General features: G+C 42.0%; 26 protein-coding genes and 1 pseudogene. 3 read left to right on the forward strand and 24 right to left on the reverse strand.

What is annotated here, in order from left to right:
* From WKT17_RS15265 to WKT17_RS15275, 3 genes are all read right to left on the reverse strand, one after another.
* On the reverse strand, positions 1-248 hold a 248-nt coding region (locus WKT17_RS15265), incomplete at its 3' end, for an integrase DNA-binding domain-containing protein (protein WP_340273486.1).
* 41 nt (positions 249-289) lie between these two features.
* The gene (locus tag WKT17_RS15270; protein ID WP_164488620.1) at positions 290-460 is read right to left on the reverse strand and encodes a hypothetical protein; all 171 of its coding nucleotides are present in this window, start codon (positions 458-460) and stop codon (positions 290-292) included.
* Between the two features lie 100 nt (positions 461-560).
* Positions 561-770 (reverse strand): DUF6462 family protein, encoded by a 210-nt coding sequence (locus tag WKT17_RS15275; protein ID WP_340273490.1) that lies wholly within the window; start codon positions 768-770, stop codon positions 561-563.
* An 870-nt stretch (positions 771-1,640) separates the two neighbouring features.
* Between WKT17_RS15275 and WKT17_RS16350 the strand changes: the two are divergent.
* The 3 genes and pseudogenes from WKT17_RS16350 to WKT17_RS15285 all read left to right on the forward strand — a co-directional run.
* Positions 1,641-1,928, forward strand: a pseudogene (locus WKT17_RS16350) (DUF6431 domain-containing protein); the annotation flags it as partial.
* Positions 1,929-1,958: 30 nt separating this feature from the next.
* On the forward strand, positions 1,959-2,081 hold the full coding sequence (locus WKT17_RS15280) for a hypothetical protein (protein ID WP_340273492.1): 123 nt from the start codon (positions 1,959-1,961) through the stop codon (positions 2,079-2,081).
* 143 nt (positions 2,082-2,224) lie between these two features.
* Entirely contained in the window at positions 2,225-2,485 is a 261-nt protein-coding gene (locus tag WKT17_RS15285) for a hypothetical protein (RefSeq protein WP_204614712.1), read from the forward strand.
* A gap of 117 nt (positions 2,486-2,602) precedes the next feature.
* On the opposite strand, the gene WKT17_RS15290 is transcribed toward WKT17_RS15285, so the two are convergent.
* The 21 genes from WKT17_RS15290 to WKT17_RS15390 form a co-directional block, all read right to left on the reverse strand.
* The gene (locus WKT17_RS15290) at positions 2,603-3,289 is read right to left on the reverse strand and encodes a polysaccharide deacetylase family protein (protein WP_340273497.1); all 687 of its coding nucleotides are present in this window, start codon (positions 3,287-3,289) and stop codon (positions 2,603-2,605) included.
* A gap of 30 nt (positions 3,290-3,319) precedes the next feature.
* On the reverse strand, positions 3,320-4,357 hold the full coding sequence (locus WKT17_RS15295) for an alpha/beta hydrolase-fold protein (RefSeq protein WP_340273499.1): 1,038 nt from the start codon (positions 4,355-4,357) through the stop codon (positions 3,320-3,322).
* Between the two features lie 51 nt (positions 4,358-4,408).
* The gene (locus tag WKT17_RS15300; protein WP_340273501.1) at positions 4,409-4,651 is read right to left on the reverse strand and encodes a hypothetical protein; all 243 of its coding nucleotides are present in this window, start codon (positions 4,649-4,651) and stop codon (positions 4,409-4,411) included.
* Positions 4,652-4,698: 47 nt separating this feature from the next.
* The gene (locus WKT17_RS15305) at positions 4,699-5,616 is read right to left on the reverse strand and encodes a serine hydrolase domain-containing protein (RefSeq protein WP_173886166.1); all 918 of its coding nucleotides are present in this window, start codon (positions 5,614-5,616) and stop codon (positions 4,699-4,701) included.
* Between the two features lie 106 nt (positions 5,617-5,722).
* A complete protein-coding gene (locus tag WKT17_RS15310; RefSeq protein WP_340273507.1) occupies positions 5,723-6,751 on the reverse strand; it encodes a glycoside hydrolase family 172 protein in 1,029 nt (342 codons plus the stop codon).
* A gap of 124 nt (positions 6,752-6,875) precedes the next feature.
* Positions 6,876-6,974: a hypothetical protein gene (locus WKT17_RS15315; protein ID WP_242863738.1), complete on the reverse strand. Its 99-nt coding sequence runs from the start codon at positions 6,972-6,974 to the stop codon at positions 6,876-6,878.
* 135 nt (positions 6,975-7,109) lie between these two features.
* Positions 7,110-7,454: a hypothetical protein gene (locus WKT17_RS15320; protein ID WP_340273509.1), complete on the reverse strand. Its 345-nt coding sequence runs from the start codon at positions 7,452-7,454 to the stop codon at positions 7,110-7,112.
* Positions 7,451-7,642 (reverse strand): hypothetical protein, encoded by a 192-nt coding sequence (locus WKT17_RS15325; RefSeq protein WP_340273511.1) that lies wholly within the window; start codon positions 7,640-7,642, stop codon positions 7,451-7,453. The genes WKT17_RS15320 and WKT17_RS15325 overlap by 4 nt, the downstream gene beginning before the upstream one ends.
* A 55-nt stretch (positions 7,643-7,697) precedes the next feature.
* Positions 7,698-7,904 (reverse strand): hypothetical protein, encoded by a 207-nt coding sequence (locus WKT17_RS15330; RefSeq protein WP_340273513.1) that lies wholly within the window; start codon positions 7,902-7,904, stop codon positions 7,698-7,700.
* Between the two features lie 15 nt (positions 7,905-7,919).
* Positions 7,920-8,735: an alpha/beta hydrolase-fold protein gene (locus WKT17_RS15335; protein WP_340273515.1), complete on the reverse strand. Its 816-nt coding sequence runs from the start codon at positions 8,733-8,735 to the stop codon at positions 7,920-7,922.
* Between the two features lie 51 nt (positions 8,736-8,786).
* Positions 8,787-10,172, reverse strand: coding sequence for a glycosyl hydrolase family 28 protein (locus WKT17_RS15340; protein ID WP_340273517.1), 1,386 nt, complete (start codon positions 10,170-10,172; stop codon positions 8,787-8,789).
* A 12-nt stretch (positions 10,173-10,184) separates the two neighbouring features.
* On the reverse strand, positions 10,185-12,338 hold the full coding sequence (locus tag WKT17_RS15345; protein WP_340273519.1) for a glycoside hydrolase family 3 N-terminal domain-containing protein: 2,154 nt from the start codon (positions 12,336-12,338) through the stop codon (positions 10,185-10,187).
* A 74-nt stretch (positions 12,339-12,412) separates the two neighbouring features.
* Positions 12,413-13,489, reverse strand: coding sequence for a Gfo/Idh/MocA family protein (locus WKT17_RS15350; protein WP_340273521.1), 1,077 nt, complete (start codon positions 13,487-13,489; stop codon positions 12,413-12,415).
* A gap of 31 nt (positions 13,490-13,520) precedes the next feature.
* Entirely contained in the window at positions 13,521-14,441 is a 921-nt protein-coding gene (locus tag WKT17_RS15355) for a sugar phosphate isomerase/epimerase family protein (protein WP_340273523.1), read from the reverse strand.
* Positions 14,442-14,459: 18 nt separating this feature from the next.
* On the reverse strand, positions 14,460-15,338 hold the full coding sequence (locus WKT17_RS15360; RefSeq protein WP_340273525.1) for a sugar phosphate isomerase/epimerase family protein: 879 nt from the start codon (positions 15,336-15,338) through the stop codon (positions 14,460-14,462).
* A 30-nt stretch (positions 15,339-15,368) separates the two neighbouring features.
* A complete protein-coding gene (locus tag WKT17_RS15365; protein WP_055066831.1) occupies positions 15,369-16,436 on the reverse strand; it encodes a Gfo/Idh/MocA family protein in 1,068 nt (355 codons plus the stop codon).
* A 56-nt stretch (positions 16,437-16,492) separates the two neighbouring features.
* Entirely contained in the window at positions 16,493-18,202 is a 1,710-nt protein-coding gene (locus WKT17_RS15370; protein ID WP_340273533.1) for an extracellular solute-binding protein, read from the reverse strand.
* A 15-nt stretch (positions 18,203-18,217) separates the two neighbouring features.
* The gene (locus tag WKT17_RS15375; protein ID WP_340273535.1) at positions 18,218-19,102 is read right to left on the reverse strand and encodes a carbohydrate ABC transporter permease; all 885 of its coding nucleotides are present in this window, start codon (positions 19,100-19,102) and stop codon (positions 18,218-18,220) included.
* A gap of 12 nt (positions 19,103-19,114) precedes the next feature.
* Positions 19,115-20,005 carry an ABC transporter permease gene (locus WKT17_RS15380; RefSeq protein WP_340273537.1) on the reverse strand — a complete coding sequence of 297 codons (891 nt, stop codon included), beginning with the start codon at positions 20,003-20,005 and terminating at the stop codon, positions 19,115-19,117.
* A 111-nt stretch (positions 20,006-20,116) separates the two neighbouring features.
* Positions 20,117-21,127 carry a response regulator transcription factor gene (locus WKT17_RS15385; protein ID WP_340273539.1) on the reverse strand — a complete coding sequence of 337 codons (1,011 nt, stop codon included), beginning with the start codon at positions 21,125-21,127 and terminating at the stop codon, positions 20,117-20,119.
* Positions 21,128-21,141: 14 nt separating this feature from the next.
* Positions 21,142-22,049 (reverse strand): sensor histidine kinase (locus WKT17_RS15390; RefSeq protein WP_340273541.1); only part of this gene is annotated, 908 nt, incomplete at its 5' end.

Here is a 22,049-nt window from a genome sequence, read left to right on the forward strand (position 1 = left end):
GTAGAGATATAACGGTCAAATGTCTCATTCAAAGTTGCTTTCCCTGATACATAAATATCGAGACCGTCCAACTGATCCTTTAACAGATTTTCTTCCTTTTCTCTTAATTGTGTAAGATCATTTGCGTAAATAAATTTTCGTCTGCCAAGCGGATCCGTATAAGTATACATATACCGCTTATCCGACGCTCTCTGTACCTCTCCTTTTCTTAACGACCTTCCCCGCAGATCTTTTCTTGTCTTTGCCATGTTGTTTTCCTCCTCCCAAAACGAAAGAAGGACTCATTGATTTATTCCTGCTTAGAGATAAAAGCCTCCACTCCACGTAAAACAACATCTGTAGTGGTCATATTATGTTTTTCGGCGTATGCAAGCAGCTGCGAATATAACTGGTCAGACACACGAATACTCAAAACTTTCTTCTTAGTGTTTTCAGACTTTGGTCTTCCCATCTTAGTCATAGCTGCATTCATACCTCCTATGATTCACATTATACTTTTTGTATGACAAAATGTCAACAGGCAGCAATCTTCTCTGAGTCCTTTTTCGCACTGTAAATAATTAATATTCTCTAAATGTTTCAAGATACTTTTCAAAGATCTCACAGTTCACTAAGACAACTTTATCAATTTTATATGTCGCCTTAGCCTCTTTTGCTAATGCCTGGAATTTTGTCAATCCAAGACTGTATTTTTCAGCGCCTTCCTGATATCTCACAAACTTCTTTTCGCAGCGCCTCGTTGCTTCAACATCTTTTCTGGCGAACCCCATAGTAAAAAGCCCCTTTCCATAGATTAGATGGGGAATAGTATTATTCCCTTCACTATCCCATAGGAAAGAGACTCATTTTACAAGTTCATTTTTATTTCTATAATACAACTTTTCTATCGTTTATATATGGGGATTTTACTGACCTTCTACCATCTTTATTTTTTACATTCTCCATTCATCACTGAATCAAATAACCCTTGCGTTCGTTGTAAATTTGGTATATTCTTATTGTGAAATATTAATGGTGACTTCCATTTGTAACCCGATAGACTTGCGCCAAATAAGGAGGTAATGTCATGAACAAGGTTAGCGACGAAGTCATCATAGCTGCTATCAAAGCAGTTGAGACTATAATCCTTGCTATAATAAAAAGTAAGGCTGAGTCTTAATATTATTTCTACGACGCATGATTGATAATCATGCGTCAATTTGTTTAATCTTGATATTCTATATCCCAAGATATTGATAGTTCATAACCTTCTCCGTCTTTCTTCTTCCTATACCTTTCCACACATATAAGCAAATTATCATTATATATTCTTTTTTCTTTCAAAACAGTATCATCCATATTTGTTTCTTTTTCTATAAAAAGTTGTTCACATCCAATATATTGTACATCTACTGTTACACTTGTACCAATTATCGTGTTATTCGTAACTTTACCTGCTCCAAATCCCTCTCAAATTCTGCAAATTAAAAGAAGGTACAGCACAAATTATTCTGATGCATGATACGTCAGATTGTTTTATCCTGTACCTTCTGTTATTATAACCAAGTTACTTATAAACAAAGAAGCAGGAACCTCCCCGACCAAAGTTTGGTTTCCTGCCTCAATCACCAACATAGGAAAACCTATGTTCAAGCAAGGCTATGATAACCCTATTCGTCGAAAAAAACAATCCTCTTACGCCAAATTTCTATAATGATGTGATAAATAACCTCCAGTTTCACAAGCTCACCTGCCCTTGTGGACATTCGGGTTGCCTGTCTATTCATGGTTATTATCAGCGTTCAGTCAAATCTTCTTCCGGCAAACTCGTTTTTAACATCTGCCGGGTTAAATGCGAATGTTGTGGTCATACCCACGCCATCCTTTTATCTTCAATGGTTCCTTATTCTCAGGTCTCCATCTCTGATCAGATATCTATTATTAATAACTATCTAAATAACCTTCCTCAGGAGTTTGTAATGAATGCTACGCCTTCTATTGATGAAAGCTGCTTTCGCCATGTCATCAGAGCCTATCGTAAATACTGGCATGAGAAACTGCTCTCTGACGCATCAGCCTTACTCCTGTCTGCCAGCTTATAAAATCCTGTTTTGCACACTTTTCGTATCAGTTTATGCAGATAAAAAATACGGTAAATATTCTCTTCTTAAATACCACATAACCTTACACGACCTTTGCTCAATTCCTCCTTATACTAAAGAAAAAAACAAAGGAGGACCCTCTAATGGATCAGGAAAAGAAGAATGCAATCGCTTTAATGCGTTATTCAGTGATTGCTCCACTCATTACCGGGCTGGCTGATGACTATAATTCTCTGTCAGCTTTCTTTAATAATACCTCTGTAAAGGGAGTTATGCATCCGGATGGCTCCATAAAGCATTATGCACCAGGTACTATTGAACGTTGGTATGCTGCTTACAAAAAGGAATCGCAGGACGCCACCCTGTCAGAGATTCTTCTGCAGCATTCGGTAACGAAATCCTAGAGTATACAATGAAAACATTAATCTCTGGCATTGAAAAAGAGTACAAAGAAATAAAAGACAGACAGAACTAAAAAAAATCTCCATTGGCTGACAAAACCAATGGAGATTTTTTATTTTTTAAAGCAATACCTGAGAATTGGTTCCGTAAAAGATATCATCATGAAAAGCCAGCTTCTTCAAAATGGACTCCATATATTCCCAATTATCATCTACATCAAATTCATAGCTGTGTCCCCAGATATATAACAACTGTGGTTCATCCGTATCCATATTTAAAAAGCGGTCAATCCCACTCATAATATCTGAATCTGCATGATGGAAGCTAGGCTTGAACCTCAGCAGGTCGGATTGTAAAGCAAAACCATGTGTATCTTTCGGAGTTCTTGCATACTGTATTCCGCATTCCTTTAATATTCTGAATGCTGATTCATCATAAGTGCCAAAGGGGAACACGAATCCTGCTATTTTCTGTTCATAGAAGGCTTCAAGATTCCTGATATCTGTTGAAATTTCATTGTATACAGTTTCCTCGTCAAGTCCCTTCAGATTGGCATGGGTCAAGGTATGTGATGCAATTTCATGCCCTTTGTAAAGCTCCCTCATATCTTTCTGATTCATCCTGTGGATCACGATATTTCCCTGGGTAAATGTATCGGCTCTTGTCTGGATTCCACTATTCTGGTTAAAAGTTGCTTTCATTCCATATTTGTTAAACAATGCAATCAACCGTCTATCCTGTTCTACTCCGTCATCATAGCTAAAAGTGACCGCTTTCTTCTTACCATTCCACATAATAATTACCATACCTTTCCATAACCTGCAAACTTTTCTGTTTCATCGAAAAATCATCTGCGCAAAATCCGTAAAGCAAGGCCTCCACACATTCCAGTCATGCTCTCCGGGATAAATCCTTCTGATTTCATGAACGCCCTTTTCCCGGATAATTTCATCCTCTGCCAGAAACCTGGGAAGGAAGCTGTCCTTATCCCCTATACAGCGGAAAAATGTATGGAAATAGCTGTTAAACGCCGGATTATCCATTGCCTTTAAATGAGTCTGCCCATAAGGCTTTCTGTCAACTACATCCCTATCCGGGTCTCCTTCAATAAAATCCCTTAAAAAACCGGAGAAGATTCCGACTTCGCTGAACAGATCAGGGTGATCGCATACAGTCCGTGTTGTCTGTACAGAGCCCATAGACAATCCTGCCATGCCACGTTTTTCCTTGCATCCACCAAACTGATACTTTTTTTCTACCATCGGAATGATTTCTTCTACCAGCATCCGTTCCAGCAGAACATGGTTTAATCTCTCTTCTAAACCAAACTTTTCTTTTACCATGCCATCGCACATGACAAGGGCAAATGGTTTTATTTTTCCCATTTCAATCAAATTATCAAGTATGATATTTGCTTTCCCTGTTGTTGTCCAGGAAATCTCGCACTCACCGAATCCATGCTGCAGATACAGGACAGGAAGCCCCGCAGACGGTACACATGGCGGAAGATAAACAATAAACCGTTCCCAGTTATTGGAAATACCTGACATATAAAATTCGTGTACCAGTGTTCCATGTGGAATATCCCGTATTTCCGTCAGCTCATTTCCATCCGGCAGTTCAATATAATTATATAAATGGCAGTATCCATGCCCGATGGGCAGTTCAGGAAGCAGAACCTCCTGTCCGTCCACGCAGATCTGTACATAATTCACTGCTGTGGAGAACGGAAGCTCCAGAATCCATTTTTTCCCATCTTTTGTAAATGGATATGTTTTCTCCCCCAGTTTCATAGAAATCTCTTTTGCATTTTCACAGTCCAGCTGTAAATAATTTTTTCCGTCTTTTTGGAAAAGCATGTTGCTTTGTTCCATAAATACCCTCCTTGCTGCAAGTAATAAAACCATCTCTATATGGTGATATTCTCAGAATTTCATCTGTCTGCATGTTCTGACACCATTGACATAAATATCATTTGCCAGCTCTGTAACAAGCCGCATATCCTGCCAGGTTTCACACTTATTCCCCATAAAAGTAATGTTATCAAAATGGACATCATGGACACGTACTTCTTCTGTCGGTGTCTGATACCCTCGGATCATGGAGACCGGGATATCTCCGTTCAGCACCTGGATATTATCAAAATAGATATCATTAATTTCAGACAAAAGTGCGGATTCTGGGCAAATTATAGCATATTGTCGCAAGTCTATTCTTACAATTCCATCAGAAAATGTTCATGCAGCGCACGTTTCACCTGATCGAAATTACCTCGCTCCGGACATTGAATGGAAACAACCAATCCCTTCTCTGGGAGAATCGTTGTAATCTGTCCGAATGCGCCATCAGCACGATAGGATCCTGGATATGGACTGATCCAGAACTGATAGCCATATCCTACATGCCAGAGATCTGCAGATGGCTCGAAGGTAAATTTCGGGGTGGACACTTCCTGCACCCAGTCCCTGCTGACAATCTGCTCGCCCTTCCAGTTACCCTCAGCCAGATAGAGCTGTCCCAGTTTCATCATCTCGGTACAAGTCAGATACATACCTCCGCCGCCATTCGGATGTCCCTGTGGATCATGCTCCCAGAGCGGCCATCCCATATCAAGGGGCTGGAATACCTTCTCATACAGATACTCTCCCATCCGCTTGCCAACGGCCCGTTCTACCATATGAGCAGCCAGAATACTGTCGGCAGAGGAATAACAGAATGCACTGCCTGGCTCCACAGGAACCGGCTGTGCCATCATATATTTCTCATAATCCGGTGCGCCGACGCCCGGACGTCTGTCCGCATTCATCAGAAGTGCCTTACCAAAGCCACTGGACATGCAGAGCAGATGTTTCAACTGAATCTTCTCCAGATTTGGATCCGGATTTGAAGGAAGTTTATCTTTAAACACTTCCGCCACATGATCTTCCAGGCTTAGTTTTCCCTCTTCCATTGCGAGTCCAACTGCTGTTACCGTAAAACTCTTGGTATGTGAATAAATATTTCTCGGTGTATTTGCTGCGTAGTGCATCTCACAGAGTACCTTGTTCTCATCTCCGACACTGATAGCTTCCAGCGGCAGATTGTGGCTGCTGGCATAACGATGAAATTCCAAAAACTTCTCTTCCAGTAACATAATACCTCTATCCTTTCCGGCAAATCTCTGATGTCAGTCCGATATAACCGATGCGACGTGTCGCAAGGTTAAAACCAATCTATCTGACATCTCCAATCTGGTTCTATTATCTCATACACATCTCTGCATCTGTCGGCAGTGGCATCAGCGGTGCGGACGGCAGGGTCTGATACCAATAAGCAACACTGGTGTAATCATCGTAACGCGGTCCGGTCCAGCCCATATTGTCGAGTGTCATACGAAACTTATTCTCAAAACGGATCGGGTCTGCAATATGGAAATGATACAGCAGGAATCTCTGCTGTCCGTTATAGAATTCCCGGTTGTCTCCATAGATTGCATACATGCCGGTATATAAGCCGCTGAAGGTCTGATAGCTCTTGATGATGATGTCATTTCCAAATCCATAGGAACCGCCGAAGTAGTCTTCAGTTCCGGTATAGTGGATAGACGGATACGGATCATCGTCCAGATACATGCGGGCTTCGCCTTCTACCCAACAGGTATTGTTGCCATTCATACCAGTTGCCAGAGTCACACCGACAAATTGTCCCCTGCCTTCGATTCCGTCAACGATTGTGTAGGTACGACCCTTCTGAACCGGGTGCTCTTGGCGATAGGTGGCATGGAAATAACCAGCCTCCGCCGGAATCTCCTGATAAGCTCCGGTGATAATATAAAAGAGCTCTTCATCCTTGTCACCACGGTTTTCCATCGTGATCCGAGCTCTCTTATGGAACGGCATCTCAAAATAGCTGTTATAGCCGCGACCAGGAGCTACCAGCATCATGGCAGAATTCAACACCGGATATTTGCCATCCCGGTCCACGAAATTTTCATCATAGGCACATCCGAAGAATGCAGAGAGCGGAGCTTCCACAGACGGATATTCCTGATCATCCCAATACATACGGATGATAAAATGGTGCCCGACATATCCGGTGAACCACATATGCTGGATCACACCCGGTCCTGCAGCATCTACCAGAGTTACGGTTTCTCCTGCAGGAATCATCACGGTCGGACGAAGCTTGGTGCAGTCACCGCCCTGGGAACCACCTGCGCGTACACCGGTTGGATTCTCTGCGGAAAATGCAAACGTTTTGGAGTTCTGGATCATACAATAGTTGTTCATATTCTTCTCCTCTCTGATCAAACCTAGATCATCTGAAATTATTGCTTACTACGCTATCGCGTTTCTCTATTCACTATAAATTCACTATAACATTTATCTTCCATGAAGTGACGGAATTACAGAATCATTCCGTCTGCGCCTTCTCATTTTCTTTCCGGATAATCTCCTTTAATTCTTTTCGCATCACATCCAGTGGAGCCTTCTGTCCGGTCCATAATTCGATCTAAGCAGCCCTCTGGAACTGGACATACCAAGACCATTCAGGATTTTGCATCCCTTCTTCTCAGCATTTTTCAGGAATGCGGTCTTGGACGAGTTGTAGCAGGCATCAAAATAAAACTGTCCTGACCTGATTAGTTCAAATCTTTGTATATGGGGTTTTATATTGCCCGTGGTTTTGTGTTCTGTCACCGTATTGAAGGTTTTTCGTCTTTCTCATACGGTCATAGAAGTAATCAACGACAAACCTGACAAAATACGGCATATTCCGCTGCATCCGATCTCCATTTTTTCTCTCGACGATTTCTTCGACAACTTTTTTCAGTGGCTTCTCCGCATAATCATTTCGTGCCGATACTTTTTCGTGATTGCTCAGGTCAAAAGTCGATGTCCATGTATCCGGCAGTTTATAAACCGAGCCCATTGTATAGACACCGCTGCCTTTTTCGGCTTTCTTAAGTGACTCCCTTGTGATCTTTTTCATATCAAGGAATGGCAGCCCGGATGATGCGTCTGCTCGACAATCTCCAATACAAGACCGCCATCAATCGGCATATTCATCATGAGGCATATAAGGTGCTGGCGGTTCTCATCCCCGATAGCGTTCAGCAGCTTCCGGCATTGTTTAAATTCCGCCTCCAGTTTATGGACCTCTTCGCAAAACAGATTCATGGTATAACCATCTCCTTTATTCAACTGTATTCTATGACCTGCAGACTTTTCTGTTTCATTGAAAAATCATCTGCGCAAAATCCGCAAAGCAAGGTCTCCACACATTCCAGTCATGCTCTCCGGGATAAATCCTTCTGATTTCATGAACACCCTTTTCCCGGATAATTTCATCCTCTGCCAGAAACCTGGGAAGGAAGCTGTCCTTATCCCCTATACAGCGGAAAAATGTATGGAAATAGCTGTTGAACGCCGGATTATCCATTGCCTTTAAATGAGCCTACTCATAAGGCTTTCTGTCAACTACATCCCTATCCGGGTCTCCTTCAATAAAATCCCTTAAAAAACCGGAGAAGATTCCGACTTCGCTAAACAGATCCGGGTGATCGCATACAGTTCTTGTTGTCTGTACAGAACCCATGGACAATCCTGCCATGCCACGTTTTTCCTTGCATCCACCAAACTGATACTTTTTTTCTACCATCGGAATAATCTCTTCTACCAGCATCCGTTCCAGCAGAACATGGTTTAATCTCTCTTCTAAACCAAACTTTTCTTTTACCATGCCATCGCACATGACAAGGACAAATGGTTTTATTTTTCCCATTTCAATCAAATTATCAAGTATGATATTTGCTTTCCCTGTTGTTGTCCAGGAAATCTCGCACTCACCGAATCCATGCTGCAGATACAGGACAGGAAGCCCCGCAGACGGTACACATGGCGGAAGATAAACAATAAACCGTTCCCAGTTATTGGAAATACCTGACATATAAAATTCGTGTACCAGTGTTCCATGTGGAATATCCCGTATTTCCGTCAGCTCATTTCCATCCGGCAGTTCAATATAATTATATAAATAGCAGTATCCATGCCCGATGGGCAGTTCAGGAAGCAGAACCTCCTGTCCGTCCACGCAGATCTGTACATAATTCACTGCTGTGGAGAACGGAAGCTCCAGAATCCATTTTTTCCCATCTTTTGTAAATGGATATGTTTTCTCCCCCAGTTTCATAGAAATCTCTTTTGCATTTTCACAGTCCAGCTGTAAATAATTTTTTCCGTCTTTTTGGAAAAGCATGTTGCTTTGTTCCATAAATACCCTCCTTGCTGCAAGTAATAAAACCATCTCTATATGGTGATATTCTCAGAATTTCATCTGTCTGCATGTTCTGACACCATTGACATAAATGTCATTTGCCAGTTCTGTAACAAGCCGCATATCCTGCCAGGTTTCACACTTATTCCCCATAAAAGTAATGTTGTCAAAATGGACATCATGGACACGTACTTCTTCTGTCGGTGTCTGATACCCCCGGATCATGGAGACCGGGATATCTCCGTTCAGCACCTGGATATTATCAAAATAGATATCATTAATCTCTCCTTTGGCAAGCTGTTCCGTATATCTGCAAAGCAGAACCTTAATATCGAACAGTTTCTGTTCTGCCTGCTCTACTCTGATATTTTTATAATGTATATCATGAACATGGCCGCCATCTGCCTGATGGATGGAAATCGCCGCACCACCCATGTTTCCTTCATACTGGCAGTGTATAATATCACAATCCTCAAATACCAGGTCGTGGATTTCGCTCTGGAGGGCATAACCAAGCTCTATGGCATTACCGGGTTCTGCATTCCAGATCACGTTATTGTGAACACGCACTTTTGTTACGTCACGTACCGTTGACGGATCTTCAAACAATCTTTGGGATTTGATGCAGATACTGTCGTCTGTGGAACGGATAAAGCAATTTTTTACCTCTACATCCTGGCTGCTCGTAATATCAATACCGTCTCCCGTTACAATCCTCGACATAATATTCATATCATCAATTACAACATGGTCACACGCCGCAGGAACTACATGCCAGGAAGGTCCGTCTACAGCAGTAAAGCCTTTTAAGAGTACATTATTACACCACTTGGCATAGATAAAGAAACGGTGTGCATTACTGTCCGGCAGATGCCAGCAGGCTCCGTTGATAATTCCGTTTCCTACAATGGAAATATTGTCACAATGGTCTGCGTATACACACCCTGATACAACAGCACCTTCCTCTATGTAAACCGTATCATTGGACTTTAAGGTAAGAACTCCTACATTATATACCTTGCCCTTTTCAAAGCAGATGGTGGTATCTGCCGGCTTCTCAATCCTGTGCGAGCAAAGCACAAACAATGCATCATGAAGACCACCATCTGTCTCTACAGTAAACTTTCTCGGTTTATCAAGATGGATATGGACTGTTTCTCCTTTTACAGAAGGAACTATGCCAAAGCTGGACGGACGGATTTCAAGTTTTTCATATGGTGTATGGATTGAAATCTCCAGATCATACGCTTCGTTATCTACTACTACAACATAGTCAAACGAATCTGTATGGTATACCACACGCTCTGTTCCATTGCAGGTAACACTGTATTTTGCTGATTTTTCCAATTCATCTACGGAGTTTAAAATAAATCTCGGTTCCTTGACCGGGTCCGGATTAGGATAATAAATCAAATCATTTTCAAAATCCTTCATGCCTCTTTTCTCCTATGCTTGTATAATGTTCTCAGAAACAAGGTGGTCACTACTGTTTCCAATACTGATACGCAGTTTCATTCCGCTGCTGACGGTTTCCATGTTTTTGCCATAATATGAGAATTCTTCCTGGTCAATAAAGAAATCTACATCCTTCTTCTCCCCCGGCTCCAGGAAAACCTTCTGAAAACGGACAAGCTCTTTCTTTGGACGTACTACAGATGCATATAATGTTTCATAATAACACTGGACTACTTCTGCTCCCCCAACATTCCCTGTATTGCGCACATTACAATGTACATGTACTTTTTTATCCTGTCCTATCTGCACATCAATGTCCGAAATATCAAACTCTGTATAGGACAGTCCATAACCGAATGGATATAACGGCGTATTGGGGATATCCATATATCTGCTGGTGAAACGGTTTTCTGAATTATCTTCTGTAAGTATATGTCCGGTTTTTACATCCCAGTAGCTTATGGGCACCTGTCCCACACACCATGGGATACTCACAGATAATTTGCCGGAAGGGTTTATTCTGCCATACACAATATCTATGATTGCTTCAGCTCCCATAGTTCCTGGTCTCCAGGCCATAATGACAGCCTTGGATTTTTCTGATATCCTCCGCAGATCCAATGGTCTTCCTGCAATTACCACAGTCACGATATTACTTGTACGTTCTGCTATTTTTTCAAATAACACCTGCTGCTCTTCCGGCAAAGTCAGGAATGCCCTGCTGGCAGCCTCTCCTGACTGGGATTCATGTTCACCCAGTACACATACGACCGTATCTTCATGGGTTATCGTTTCCAGCCACTGCTCATCCCCTGGCTTGTCAGACAATTCCTGTTCCACCTGCCATACCTTACACTCTGCATCAGAAAGAATATTGCATCCAGTAATACATTCTGCTTCTATCTGCTTTTTTTGTAAAACATCTTCTATTGTTTCAACTGCCTCATGTTCTCCAAAAATTGACCAGCGGCTTAATAATTCTCTTGATTCTGTATAGGGTCCTGCCCAAATAACTTTCTTCTTCTTGCTTAATGGAAGTATCTTATCATTTTTCAAAAGGACACAGCTTTCGCCTGCCAGCTGATATGCCTTTTCCCGGTTATACAGAGTCAGTTTTCCACTCTTTCCGAGACCGGCAAACGGATTTTCAAAAAGCCCCAGCTGATTTTTCATCATCAGGACCCTGAATGCACTTTCATCAACAAACGCTTCTGGAATTTTGCCACTTTCCACCAGTTTTTCAAGACACAGCATATAAGCAGGACTCATCATATCAATGTCTACACCGGCTTCTGAAGCCTGGATTGCTGCTTCTTCCATATCAGCTGCCACTCCCTGTTCTTCCAGCTGGCCTATGGAGCCCCAATCTGAAATTACAGTTCCCTCAAATCCTTCCTTATCCCGCAGAAGCCCTTTAAGAAGTTCCTTATTTCCACTTATCGGTTTACGGTCAATAGCATTAAAAGCTGTCATGACCATAGCAGGCTTTGCTTTTAATGCCATACGGAAAGGTTTTACATACTGCTCCAGAAATGTCCGCTGGGATATTTCAACATCATTATATTCCCTTCCCGCATTCACAGCCCCATAACCTGCAAAATGCTTCAGGCATGCCGCTATTCCGGTATCAGCTTTCTGCTGATAGCCATCTACCATTGCTTTTCCCATGATCCCGTTTACATATGGGTCTTCTCCAAAGGATTCCATCATCCTTCCCCATCTGGGATCTCTTGAAACATCAATCATAGGAGAAAATGTTGCCCTTAGCCCTTCTGAAGATGCCTCCGAGGCAGCTATAGAAGCCGCCTCAGACACCAGTTCCGGATGAAATGAACACGCCTGCCCCAACGGAATCGGATAAATCGTCCGACATCCATGGATAACATCTGCCATAAAGAGAAGTGGAATATGATGGGGATGCTGTTCCATATATCTGCTCTGGATATCATAAATTTTATCTTTACCGATCACTCCAAGCACTGAACCGGCATATTGAATGATCCATTCCGGTGGTAACTGTTCGCCAACAACACCTGTGAGTACTGCCTCTTTATCGAAGTATACACCAGTGAGCTGCACCATCTGTCCTATTTTTTCCTGTAATGACATTTCTGACAGCAATTGCTGTAATTCATGTATTTCCATAAATACTCCTTATGTTCAATCCGTTTATTTCTAATGTTCATTTCTCCAAAGATCAGCCCGAAGCATCTAGTATTTTACTCAAAGTAGATTGTCCTGCCACTTTCTGCAGACTGGTAGATTGCTTCCAGAATACGTGTGACAACTGCAGCCTGTGCAGGCTTCACAACCTGTTCTGCCCCATCAACAACAATGTGGTAAAACAATTCCTGTTCATAGTCTGCTGCTGACTTTTCTTTTCCTGAGAAAAATGCTACTCCACCGCTTGATAATTCCGGTTTCTCTACTACCTGTGTGTTATGGTGGATGTAATTGATCCTAAGACCGTCTTTCATATCAGCTCCGGCTTTTGTACCACACAGGCTTGTTTTTGCCTCATCAACCTCCAGTGTGTTCAGTGCCCAGGCTGATTCCAGTTCGATCACTGCCCCATTTTTCATACGGATAAAGCCAAAAGCAGAATCTTCTACACAGAACTTATCCGGATCCCAGTTACCAAATGCATTTCCCTGGTCTGTCTGATCAGACAGCTTGTGGAATGAAGCTCCCGTAACAGACTGCACTTCATAATTATCCATCATCCATAATGTCAGATCCAGTGCATGTGTACCAATATCGATCAGAGGACCGCCGCCCTGTTCTTCTTCATTCAGGAACACACCCCAGGTCGGAACAGCTCTTCTTCTGAGTGCATGTGCTTTGGCAAAATAGATTTCTCCCAATTCATCACTTTTGCACATTTCCTTCAGATACAGTGAATCTGTACGATAACGGTTCTGATATGCTATGTTGAGAACTCTGTGTGTTCTTTCAGCAGTTTCGACCATCTTCTGTGCTTCTGCATAATTTTTTGCCATTGGCTTCTCACACATGACATCTCTTCCTGCCTCCATTGCTGCTATAGAGATTTCTGCATGGGAACGGTTTGGGGTAGTTACATATACAACATCCAGATCTTCTTTTAGAAGTTCACGGTAATCTTCAAATACTTTTGCATCTTCTGTGCCAAATTTTTCTTTTGTCTCCTGCGCACGCTCTATGATGATGTCACAAAAAGCCACCACCTCATAGAGACCACTTTGCTGCATAGCCGGGAGATGTTTTCCGTTAGCAATCCCGCCACAGCCTACGATTCCTGCTCTTAATTTTCTCATGGTATTTCCTCCTTATTTGCACTTTTCTGTGTTATATAACATATTTCTCCAGATATCTTTTACTGAGAATTAAAGACTTTTCCACCTTTTCCTTGAAATCCTCAAATGCTTTATCTTCTATTTCGATACATGTACAGCCATCATATCCTATATCAGTAAGTGCTGACACGTATTTTCCCCAGTCCACATCGCCAAGTCCCGGAATCTTAGGTGACATATATTCCAGCGGATAAGCCATGATGCCACAGGACTCTAATTTATCCCTGTATATCTTGATATCCTTGTAATGAACATGGAATATTTTATCCTTAAATTCATAAAGCGGGCGGATATAGTCGATCATCTGCCAGATAAAGTGGGATGGATCGTAATTAATGCCAAGATTATCACTGTCCAGGATCTTGAAGACCTCTCTCCAGATTGGCGGAGTTGTCATCAGATTCTGTCCTCCGGGCCACTGTTCCTCACCAAAAAGCATCGGGCAGTTTTCAATTGCTATTTTTACGTCACATACCTCTGCCAGTTTTATGATTGGTGGCCATATTTCTTTTACAAGTTCAAGATTTTCCCGTACATTTTTGGTCTGATCCCTTCCGATAAATGTTGTGACCATGCCAACACCTAACTTTTTACTTGCACGTATGACATTCTTCAGATGTTCAATAGCAGCATTTCTTTTCTCTTTATCTGCCGTCATTACGTTAGGATAATATGCCAGTGCAGAGATTTCTACTCCTGCTTTTTCTGCATATGCCATAATATGGGCTGCATATTCATCATCCTGGTTTACCCGTTCTGCATCTATATGGCTTACACCCGCATATCTTCTTTCTGCTTTTTCTTCTGGCCAGCATGCCACTTCCACACATTCAAATCCCTGCTCTGAAGCAAAATCCATCATTTGTTCATAAGTCCATCCGTCAAGGATTGATGTAATAAACCCAAGTTTCATAGAAAAATCCTCCTGTATCTATTTTGCCCATGGAGTTGGTGTAAAATCTCCACCCCTGCACCATTTCAGATAATTCAGTGCATGAAGCTGTCCGGTCATCTCCAGTTCTCCGGAATATACAGGATCATGGTATCCCTCAATGCAGATATCGTCCTCATATCCGTTACTTCTTAAAATAGAAATGATATCTCTCCAGTTCGTGTCACCAAAGCCCGGCATACGATGCCATACAAATGGGACTGCGCCTGATATGCCACTATGTCTTACAGCATCCCAGTCTATTGTTGCATCTTTTCCATGTATATGTACTATTTTTTTGCACCATTTTCTCAGCTCTGTTACCGGATCGATAAGCTGTACCATCTGATGTGTCGGCTCCCATTCCAGTCCGAAGTTATCATTCTTTACTTCCTCAAACATCACTTCCCATGCTTTAGGGTTAAAACCGATATTACATGTCGCATGTTCCCATGTTCCATCCATAAGGCAATTCTCAATTCCCAGCTTCACTCCCTTTTCTTCTGCAAGATCAGCCAGTTCCCGGAATACCTTGCCAAACTCTTCATATGCGGATTCTACCGGCTTTCCTTCCCACGCTCCTGCAAAAGTACTCACATGTGTAGCTCCGAATTTTCCGGCAGTGCAGATTACATTTTCCAGTGTTTTCCTATGCTCTGCATACTGGATAGGATTGCAATAGTATCCAACTGTCGTGATTTTGGAATCCGTACCTGCCAACAGTTTTTCCGTGCTCAATGCCAGCTTATCAAGGTCAGTCCCTTCCAGTGACATATGGAAATTAAGAGAAAATGTCTCAAATCCGTTTCCAATAAATCCCTTTAACCATTCTTCTGCCTTAGCTCCAGGAACGCATGTTCCTATTTTTATCTGTTTCATACTTATTTTCTCCTGTTCCTTCATAAATACTTATGATTCATACTGTCTATAATCAATCACCTGGTTTGTTTCTGCTGATTGGAAAATAGCTTCCATTAGTTTCATTACACGCATCACCTGGAAGAGCTTAATCTCCGGCTCTGCCCCATCTCTTATAACTGCTGCTACATTCCTATGGAAATCCGCAATATCTCCGGACACATGTGGCAGCTCTTCTTTCACGATTGTATCTTCCCGTCTCGGAGCCATGGTTTTGGTCAGACCTGCTGCTGTCTTTACCGGCACTACTTTCTCTTCGGTTATGCCTGTTTTCCGTATGATCTCACCATTTAACTGCCAGTCCCTGATTACCGCAGTACCATCTTCACCCAGTACATACCATCTTGGCAGGGAAATATAATTATTGGTACCTACTTCAACTAAGACTTCCGTTCCGCCTTCAAATGTCAGGATTGTGGTGAACCCATCATCCACTTCCTGATTGGTAATATGGGTAAGTGATGCATATACAGTTTCAATTTTTCTATCTCCGTAAAGATACAGAATCTGATCCAGCAAATGTACACCCCAGTCAAGAACCATTCCGCCACCATGTATTTTTTCTTTTCTCCAGTCGCCCGGAATACCCCTTGAACCATGCACACGGCTTTCTATCCGGAAGACATGCCCCAGCTTCTGCTCCTCTACAAGCTTTCGTATGATCAGGAAATCATCATCCCAGCGCCTGTTCTGGTGTACTGTCAGGAACTTTCCGGTTTCTTTGGCAACATTTTCCATCTCCTGAAGATCAGAAGATGACAGAGTCACCGGTTTCTCTGATATCACGTTTTTCCCCGCATGCATAGCACGGATTGCAATCGGCTTATGGCAGTCATTTGGAGTGGCAATCAGCACGACATCAATATCCGGGTCTGATAACATTTCCTCTTCCGAGCCATACACAGAAAAACCTTTTTCTTTTGCTTCTATTCTCTTTTCTTCCTTGATATCATAGATACCACCAATTTCAATTTCCGGTACATTTGACAGGATTTCTGTATGCCATCTACCCATTCCACCATATCCTATCAGTCCGTAGATTACTTTGTTTTCCCGCATTTTATACCTCCAATTAAGGAGCAGCGGCTAATGAACACCATCAGCCGCTGTCTCTTTTACTTACTTAATTCATCGTTGATTTCTTTGAGAATCTGATCACCACCCTGATTCTTCCAGTTTTTAACGAAAGTATCGAATTCGCTGATATCTGCTTTTCCCATAATGATCTTTGCAAATGTTTCTTCTTCCATTTTTTGCAGGTTAGCCCATTTTGCCTGCATGGTTTCTGTCTGACCGCTATATGCATTGTAAACCGGTATATATTTATCATTTACATAGGGAGCTCCTCCAACCAGAAGTGACACAAGTCTCGGAAGATTAGTTTTTGCAAGGTCACTGTCCAGATTCCATTTATCCAGGCTGAAATCATCATAAGGTTCTTTTTTCAGTTTTTTAACTGCTTCCATATCACTCTTTAACAATTTGTGCTGTGAGAAATCGACATCATCCATTGTAATCTCTCCTGCAAGATATTTTTCAAGAGTCTCCGTGGATACTTCAATCTCATCTGCATTGTCGTAGCCATTCCATAACGGATAAAAATCCGCACAACTCATTTCTGAGGAGGTAATGCCATCGTCTGTCCACTGTTGTTCATGAGCAACCAGATAGCTAATAATCTTAAATGCAGCTTCCGGATTCTTACAGCTCTTACTTACTACTACATATTTACTTGTAGGATCCGGCATATGGGTATAATAATTCCCGTCCTCAGACAGTGGTGTAAAATATGCTCTCCAATCTGCTTCGCCTGCCAGTGTAGCATCTCCCACCGTATAACCACTCCACCAAGGTCCAAAGAAAATTCCTACCTTTCCAGACAAAACAGCTTCCTGACAATTGCTTCTAACAAGCATTTCCGGATCAATCAGTTTATCTGTATATAATTTCTGGATTTTTTCCAGAGCTGTTCTGGTCTCCGGCTGAATTGAACCATATTTTACAGTTCCATCCTCATCCTGCAGCCAGTACTGTGGATAAGACTGGAAGCTGCAGAACAACGGATCCAGTCCAAACTGGTTATCTCCGATATCATTTATATGATTGGAATTACCTGGTCCAAGAATTCCAATGGTATCATCTTCTCCGTTACCATCCGGATCCTGGGTCACGAATGCCTCTGCTACTGCTGCCATTTCATCCCAGGTTCTTGGTACCTCCAGTCCAAGATTATCCAGCCAGTCCTGACGGATCCACATTTCGTTCATTTCTCCTACCATCATACTCGGAGCCGGGATTGCCATCATTTCTCCCTTATCATTCGTGATACATTTTTTCAGCTCTTCCCCACCGGATTCCACAAATCCTTTCAGCTTATCTGAAGCATAGTCTTCAAAATACTGATCCAGCGGCTGAATCATGTCATATTTCAGAAGTGCCCTGTACTGTGTCGCATTGACATTCATCATCTCCGGAATCGTACCACTTCCGATACACAGGTTCATTTTCTCATCATAGTCAGATGAGGATGCAATCCAGTCATATACGACCTCGATATTAAGATCATCCTTCAAAAAGCGTGTATAGGAGTTATCTTCATAGCTCATTCCGTCAGGAATCTTCGCATTTGGATTCATTGAACCGCCCAGATGGACAGTTACTGTCTCTGCATATTTTGAAAATGGGAGATCTTCCTTGGCTGTTCCTTCTGCCTCACCTACTGCTGTTTTCTGTGTGTTTTCTTCTGATGTTTTGCCGCATCCTGCCAGCGCAGTCGCAACCAGTGCCGTTGCACTTACAAGTGCGATAACCTGTTTCTGCTTCATACTTTTCCTCCTTTTTTATCCTTTTACTGATCCAAGTGTAATACCATCTACAAAATATCTTTGCAGGAATGGATATACAATCAGTACCGGTATCATAGCTATAAATATCTTTGCTGAATCCAATGAGAGATTATTTAATTTTATCGCCTGTGCGATCTGTTCTACGTTCATTGTAGAATAATCCAGTGTTACAACCATCTGCTGGATATAGGTCTGCAGTGGGTAACTGCTTTGTCTTGTACTCAGGACCATTCCCTGGAAGAATTCATTCCAGTACATGACCATGGTAAAAAGTGCAATGGTTGCCACCATCGGTTTTGCCAGCGGTATGTATATGGATATCAGATTCCTCCACGGTCCGCCGCCATCAACAAAACATGCTTCTTCCAGCTCTGATGGAAGATTTTTAAAAAAGTTCACTGCAAGGATTACATTAAACACCTGTAGTCCTGTTCCCAGCACCAGTCCCCAGATACTGTCCATCAGATGGTAGTTTCTCATAGTGATATACCATGGAACAGTACCACCATTGAACAACATACAAAATACGAGAATCCACATGAAGATTTCTTTATGGGGGAACTGCTTTTTCGTTCTTGACAATGGGAACGCTGCCATAAGAACACATACCATGCTGACAGCAGTACCCAGTACTACTCTTTTTATAGATATCAGGAACGAACCAAAAAATGCACCTTCTCCCAAAATCTTCTGGTAGGAGAGCAGATTGAAGCCAACCGGCCAGAAAGCAACTTTTCCTGCATTAACGGCTTCCTTGCTGCTCAAGGATACACAGAGGACATACCATACAGGCATAATACAGATCAACGCGACTATAACAAGGAACACCACATTCAAAACATCGAAAATCTTGGAGCCGAGGCTTTTGTTCTCAATCATAGATATCACCTCCTAAAACAGTTTATAACCGGTAAATTTATCTGCAAGCCAGTAACCCAGGGCAATCAGTATTACACTGATTACAGACTTGAATAATCCGACTGCTGTTGCCAGAGAATACTGCAGATTCTGTAAACCAGCCCTGTATACCCATGTATCAATAATATCTCCTGTTGAATATACCAATGGGTTATACAGATTATATATCTGGTCAAATCCTGCATTTAATATATTGCCAAGAGACAGGATAGCCAGAAGTGCTACTGTCGTCCTTATACCCGGCAGCGTCACATGCCATATCCTCTTAAACCTGCCGGCACCATCTACTGCTGCCGCTTCATACAATGATTTATCAACACCCAGGATAGCAGCAAGATAAACTACTGTATTATAACCGAACCCTTTCCAGATGTCCGTACCAATCACCAGCGGCTGGAACAGCTTTGCTTCCCCGAAGAAATTGACCGAATCGCCGCCAAACAGCTGTATCAGCTGATTTATCGGTCCTGTATAACCGAAAATGTTCAGCACGATCTTTGCAAGAATAACCCAGGACAGAAAATACGGTAAGTATACGATTGTCTGAATCGGACGCTTTAGTCTTTTCAATGCCAGTTCATTTAATAATAATGCAAAAATCAGCGGGAAAATAATATTTCCAATGATCTTACCCACAGCAATAGTGACTGTATTCCGCAAAACCTGCGCAATGTCACTCATCTGAAACATATACTCAAAATTAGCCAGACCAACAAATTTGGAATGCAGGATGCCCTGTCCCGGATTATAATCCTGAAAAGCCATCACGATTCCAAACATAGGCACGATACTGAAAAAGAACAGCCACAGGAAAGCCGGTACCAGCATTATGTAATAATGTTTCACAAACCTTTTAATGTACATGAGTAAACCTCCCTTCTTTTATAGACAGTTTATCCTGTAATCATATTTTTCACTAGACGATATTGTTTCTGATTTTACAGTCTTTTTTTTAAATTTAAAAAAATGTTCGAATCAAATCGAACATTTTTTAACCCTGTTTGCATATTCTGTTGGTGTGCATCCATATTCTTTTGTAAACACTTTTGTAAAATAATAATAATTGTCATATCCCAGATCTGATGCAATCTGCGTGATATTTTCAGTTCCTTTTTCCATTTTACATGCCGCCGCATGCATTTTTCTGCTGATCACATAGTTATGAAATGTATCACCGGTCATTTCTTTAAATCTCGTGCTGAAATAGCTTCTGCTCATTCCAATCTCCGCTGCGGCATCTTCCGACTTCAGGTTATCTTCTATATGTTCTTCTATGTATAGGATAATCCTTGCAAAGATATAGATATCATTTGCTTTTTCTGTCTGCAGGCACATCCGGTACAGCTCATCCTTCCATTTTTTTACCCATGCCAGCATATCATTTACGGAGGATAGCGCCGGAAATTCATACTCTTCCCCTGTGATCTCCTGAATGCGGTGGAGGCTCTTTACAAAAATCCTTTCGGCAGTGCGAAGCTCCACTTCCCCTGTCATTTCACACAACCTGCCAAACTCGTTATCATCATATATCCATCTGGTGTTCATCCATGCATTTTCCAGCTCCTTGCGTAATCCGTGATCCTCCTGCCTTTTTTCCTTTTTTAACAGATTATCCTTATATTTTCTATCCACCCGCTCCAGTATCTGGTCACAGTCATCCTCATCAAAGCTTATCTTAGATATGTAATCCAGTGCTCCCAGTCTCATGGCTTTCTGTGCATAACGGAAATCTTCATGTACTGAAAAGATCACAAATTTCACATCCGGATATTCTGTTCTGCATCTTTCCATCAGCTCAATCCCATCTATCTCCGGCATATCTATGTCCGTGAACACAACATCCACCATGTTATCCTTCAGAAATTCCAGTGCTTTACTCCCATTCTGGACATCGCCCACAACTTCAAATCCATATTTTTCCCAGTTCATTATGGATATCAAACCTTTCCTAGCCAGTTTATCATCATCAACAACTAATACTCTCATTCCCTCATACCCTCTTATTCTATACCAGTATCTGTCACTTTAGCTTTATCCCGTAACTCTTCCTGAACCGGGATTAGAATTGTAATCTTGGTTCCACATCCTTTTTTGCAATTTACGAACAGATTCGTCTGTCCTTCATAGAATGAATCCAGCATTGCCTTTACATACCGCAGACCAATCCCTCTGTTCCCATTCTGCATTTTCTGCAGATCATAATCAAAAGGTGCATTGATCTGATCAATCTCCTCTCTGGTCAGTCCGTTACCGCTGTCTGCTATGGTGATTGCCGCTAATCCCCGCCTATTATCTTCAAAGATCTGTATTGTTATTTTCTCATCCTTTCCAAGTCCATACTGTATCGCATTTTCCACCAGCGGCTGAAGCAGCATCCGCACCGTTGGCTGTTCCAGATAACTGCCTTCCTCCACATTCATTTCTATCACAAAATCATATCGCATCTGCTGGAGTGCGATATATTCTTTCACAATATCAATCTCTGTCCTGAGTGTTGTCTGCATTCCCTCTTTTCCCAGATTGTACGACAGCAGCTTCTTTAATCTCTGCACAAATTCCGTAATGTTATCCTGATGGCTCATCCTTGCCATCCACTGGATAGAGTTTAAAGTATTGAGCAGAAAATGTGGATTAATCTGGAACAGGAGCTTCTCATATTCTATCCGCTGGATATTTTTTTCTTTTTCCACAACGTTATCAATAAGATTCCTGATCTGGTCCTTCATCTTCTCCACTTCATGCATCAGGTCATCGAATTCCTTGATATCATACTCCTGCTTTACCATCTGTAGGGAGCCTCCTCCAATCTGAAGCAGCTGTTCCTGAAACTGATTGAGCGGCTTACATATTAACCGGTAGAGATAAATGACAGAGCCGGAGAAAACACAGAACGACACAAGGATGATAA

The sequence above is a fragment of the Blautia sp. HCN-20427 genome, from assembly GCF_037890365.1.
Classification (GTDB): domain Bacteria; phylum Bacillota; class Clostridia; order Lachnospirales; family Lachnospiraceae; genus Blautia.

Bases quoted from the DNA above. Each gene is read 5' to 3' on its own strand.
- WKT17_RS15335 (WP_340273515.1), bottom strand. From the start codon at position 8,735: ATGGAACAAAGCAACATGCTTTTCCAAAAAGACGGAAAAAATTATTTA.
- WKT17_RS15385 (WP_340273539.1), bottom strand. From the start codon at position 21,127: ATGAGAGTATTAGTTGTTGATGATGATAAACTGGCTAGGAAAGGTTTG.
- WKT17_RS15340 (WP_340273517.1), bottom strand. From the start codon at position 10,172: ATGAAGGATTTTGAAAATGATTTGATTTATTATCCTAATCCGGACCCG.
- WKT17_RS15310 (WP_340273507.1), bottom strand. From the start codon at position 6,751: ATGAACAACTATTGTATGATCCAGAACTCCAAAACGTTTGCATTTTCC.
- WKT17_RS15290 (WP_340273497.1), bottom strand. From the start codon at position 3,289: ATGGTAATTATTATGTGGAATGGTAAGAAGAAAGCGGTCACTTTTAGC.
- WKT17_RS15370 (WP_340273533.1), bottom strand. From the start codon at position 18,202: ATGAAGCAGAAACAGGTTATCGCACTTGTAAGTGCAACGGCACTGGTT.
- WKT17_RS15360 (WP_340273525.1), bottom strand. From the start codon at position 15,338: ATGAAACAGATAAAAATAGGAACATGCGTTCCTGGAGCTAAGGCAGAA.
- WKT17_RS15375 (WP_340273535.1), bottom strand. From the start codon at position 19,102: ATGATTGAGAACAAAAGCCTCGGCTCCAAGATTTTCGATGTTTTGAAT.
- WKT17_RS15285 (WP_204614712.1), top strand. From the start codon at position 2,225: ATGGATCAGGAAAAGAAGAATGCAATCGCTTTAATGCGTTATTCAGTG.
- WKT17_RS15365 (WP_055066831.1), bottom strand. From the start codon at position 16,436: ATGCGGGAAAACAAAGTAATCTACGGACTGATAGGATATGGTGGAATG.
- WKT17_RS15295 (WP_340273499.1), bottom strand. From the start codon at position 4,357: ATGGAACAAAGCAACATGCTTTTCCAAAAAGACGGAAAAAATTATTTA.
- WKT17_RS15345 (WP_340273519.1), bottom strand. From the start codon at position 12,338: ATGGAAATACATGAATTACAGCAATTGCTGTCAGAAATGTCATTACAG.
- WKT17_RS15325 (WP_340273511.1), bottom strand. From the start codon at position 7,642: ATGAATCTGTTTTGCGAAGAGGTCCATAAACTGGAGGCGGAATTTAAA.
- WKT17_RS15270 (WP_164488620.1), bottom strand. From the start codon at position 460: ATGACTAAGATGGGAAGACCAAAGTCTGAAAACACTAAGAAGAAAGTT.
- WKT17_RS15305 (WP_173886166.1), bottom strand. From the start codon at position 5,616: ATGTTACTGGAAGAGAAGTTTTTGGAATTTCATCGTTATGCCAGCAGC.
- WKT17_RS15380 (WP_340273537.1), bottom strand. From the start codon at position 20,005: ATGTACATTAAAAGGTTTGTGAAACATTATTACATAATGCTGGTACCG.
- WKT17_RS15275 (WP_340273490.1), bottom strand. From the start codon at position 770: ATGGGGTTCGCCAGAAAAGATGTTGAAGCAACGAGGCGCTGCGAAAAG.
- WKT17_RS15350 (WP_340273521.1), bottom strand. From the start codon at position 13,489: ATGAGAAAATTAAGAGCAGGAATCGTAGGCTGTGGCGGGATTGCTAAC.
- WKT17_RS15330 (WP_340273513.1), bottom strand. From the start codon at position 7,904: ATGGATAATCCGGCGTTCAACAGCTATTTCCATACATTTTTCCGCTGT.
- WKT17_RS15355 (WP_340273523.1), bottom strand. From the start codon at position 14,441: ATGAAACTTGGGTTTATTACATCAATCCTTGACGGATGGACTTATGAA.
- WKT17_RS15280 (WP_340273492.1), top strand. From the start codon at position 1,959: ATGAATGCTACGCCTTCTATTGATGAAAGCTGCTTTCGCCATGTCATC.
- WKT17_RS15320 (WP_340273509.1), bottom strand. From the start codon at position 7,454: ATGAAAAAGATCACAAGGGAGTCACTTAAGAAAGCCGAAAAAGGCAGC.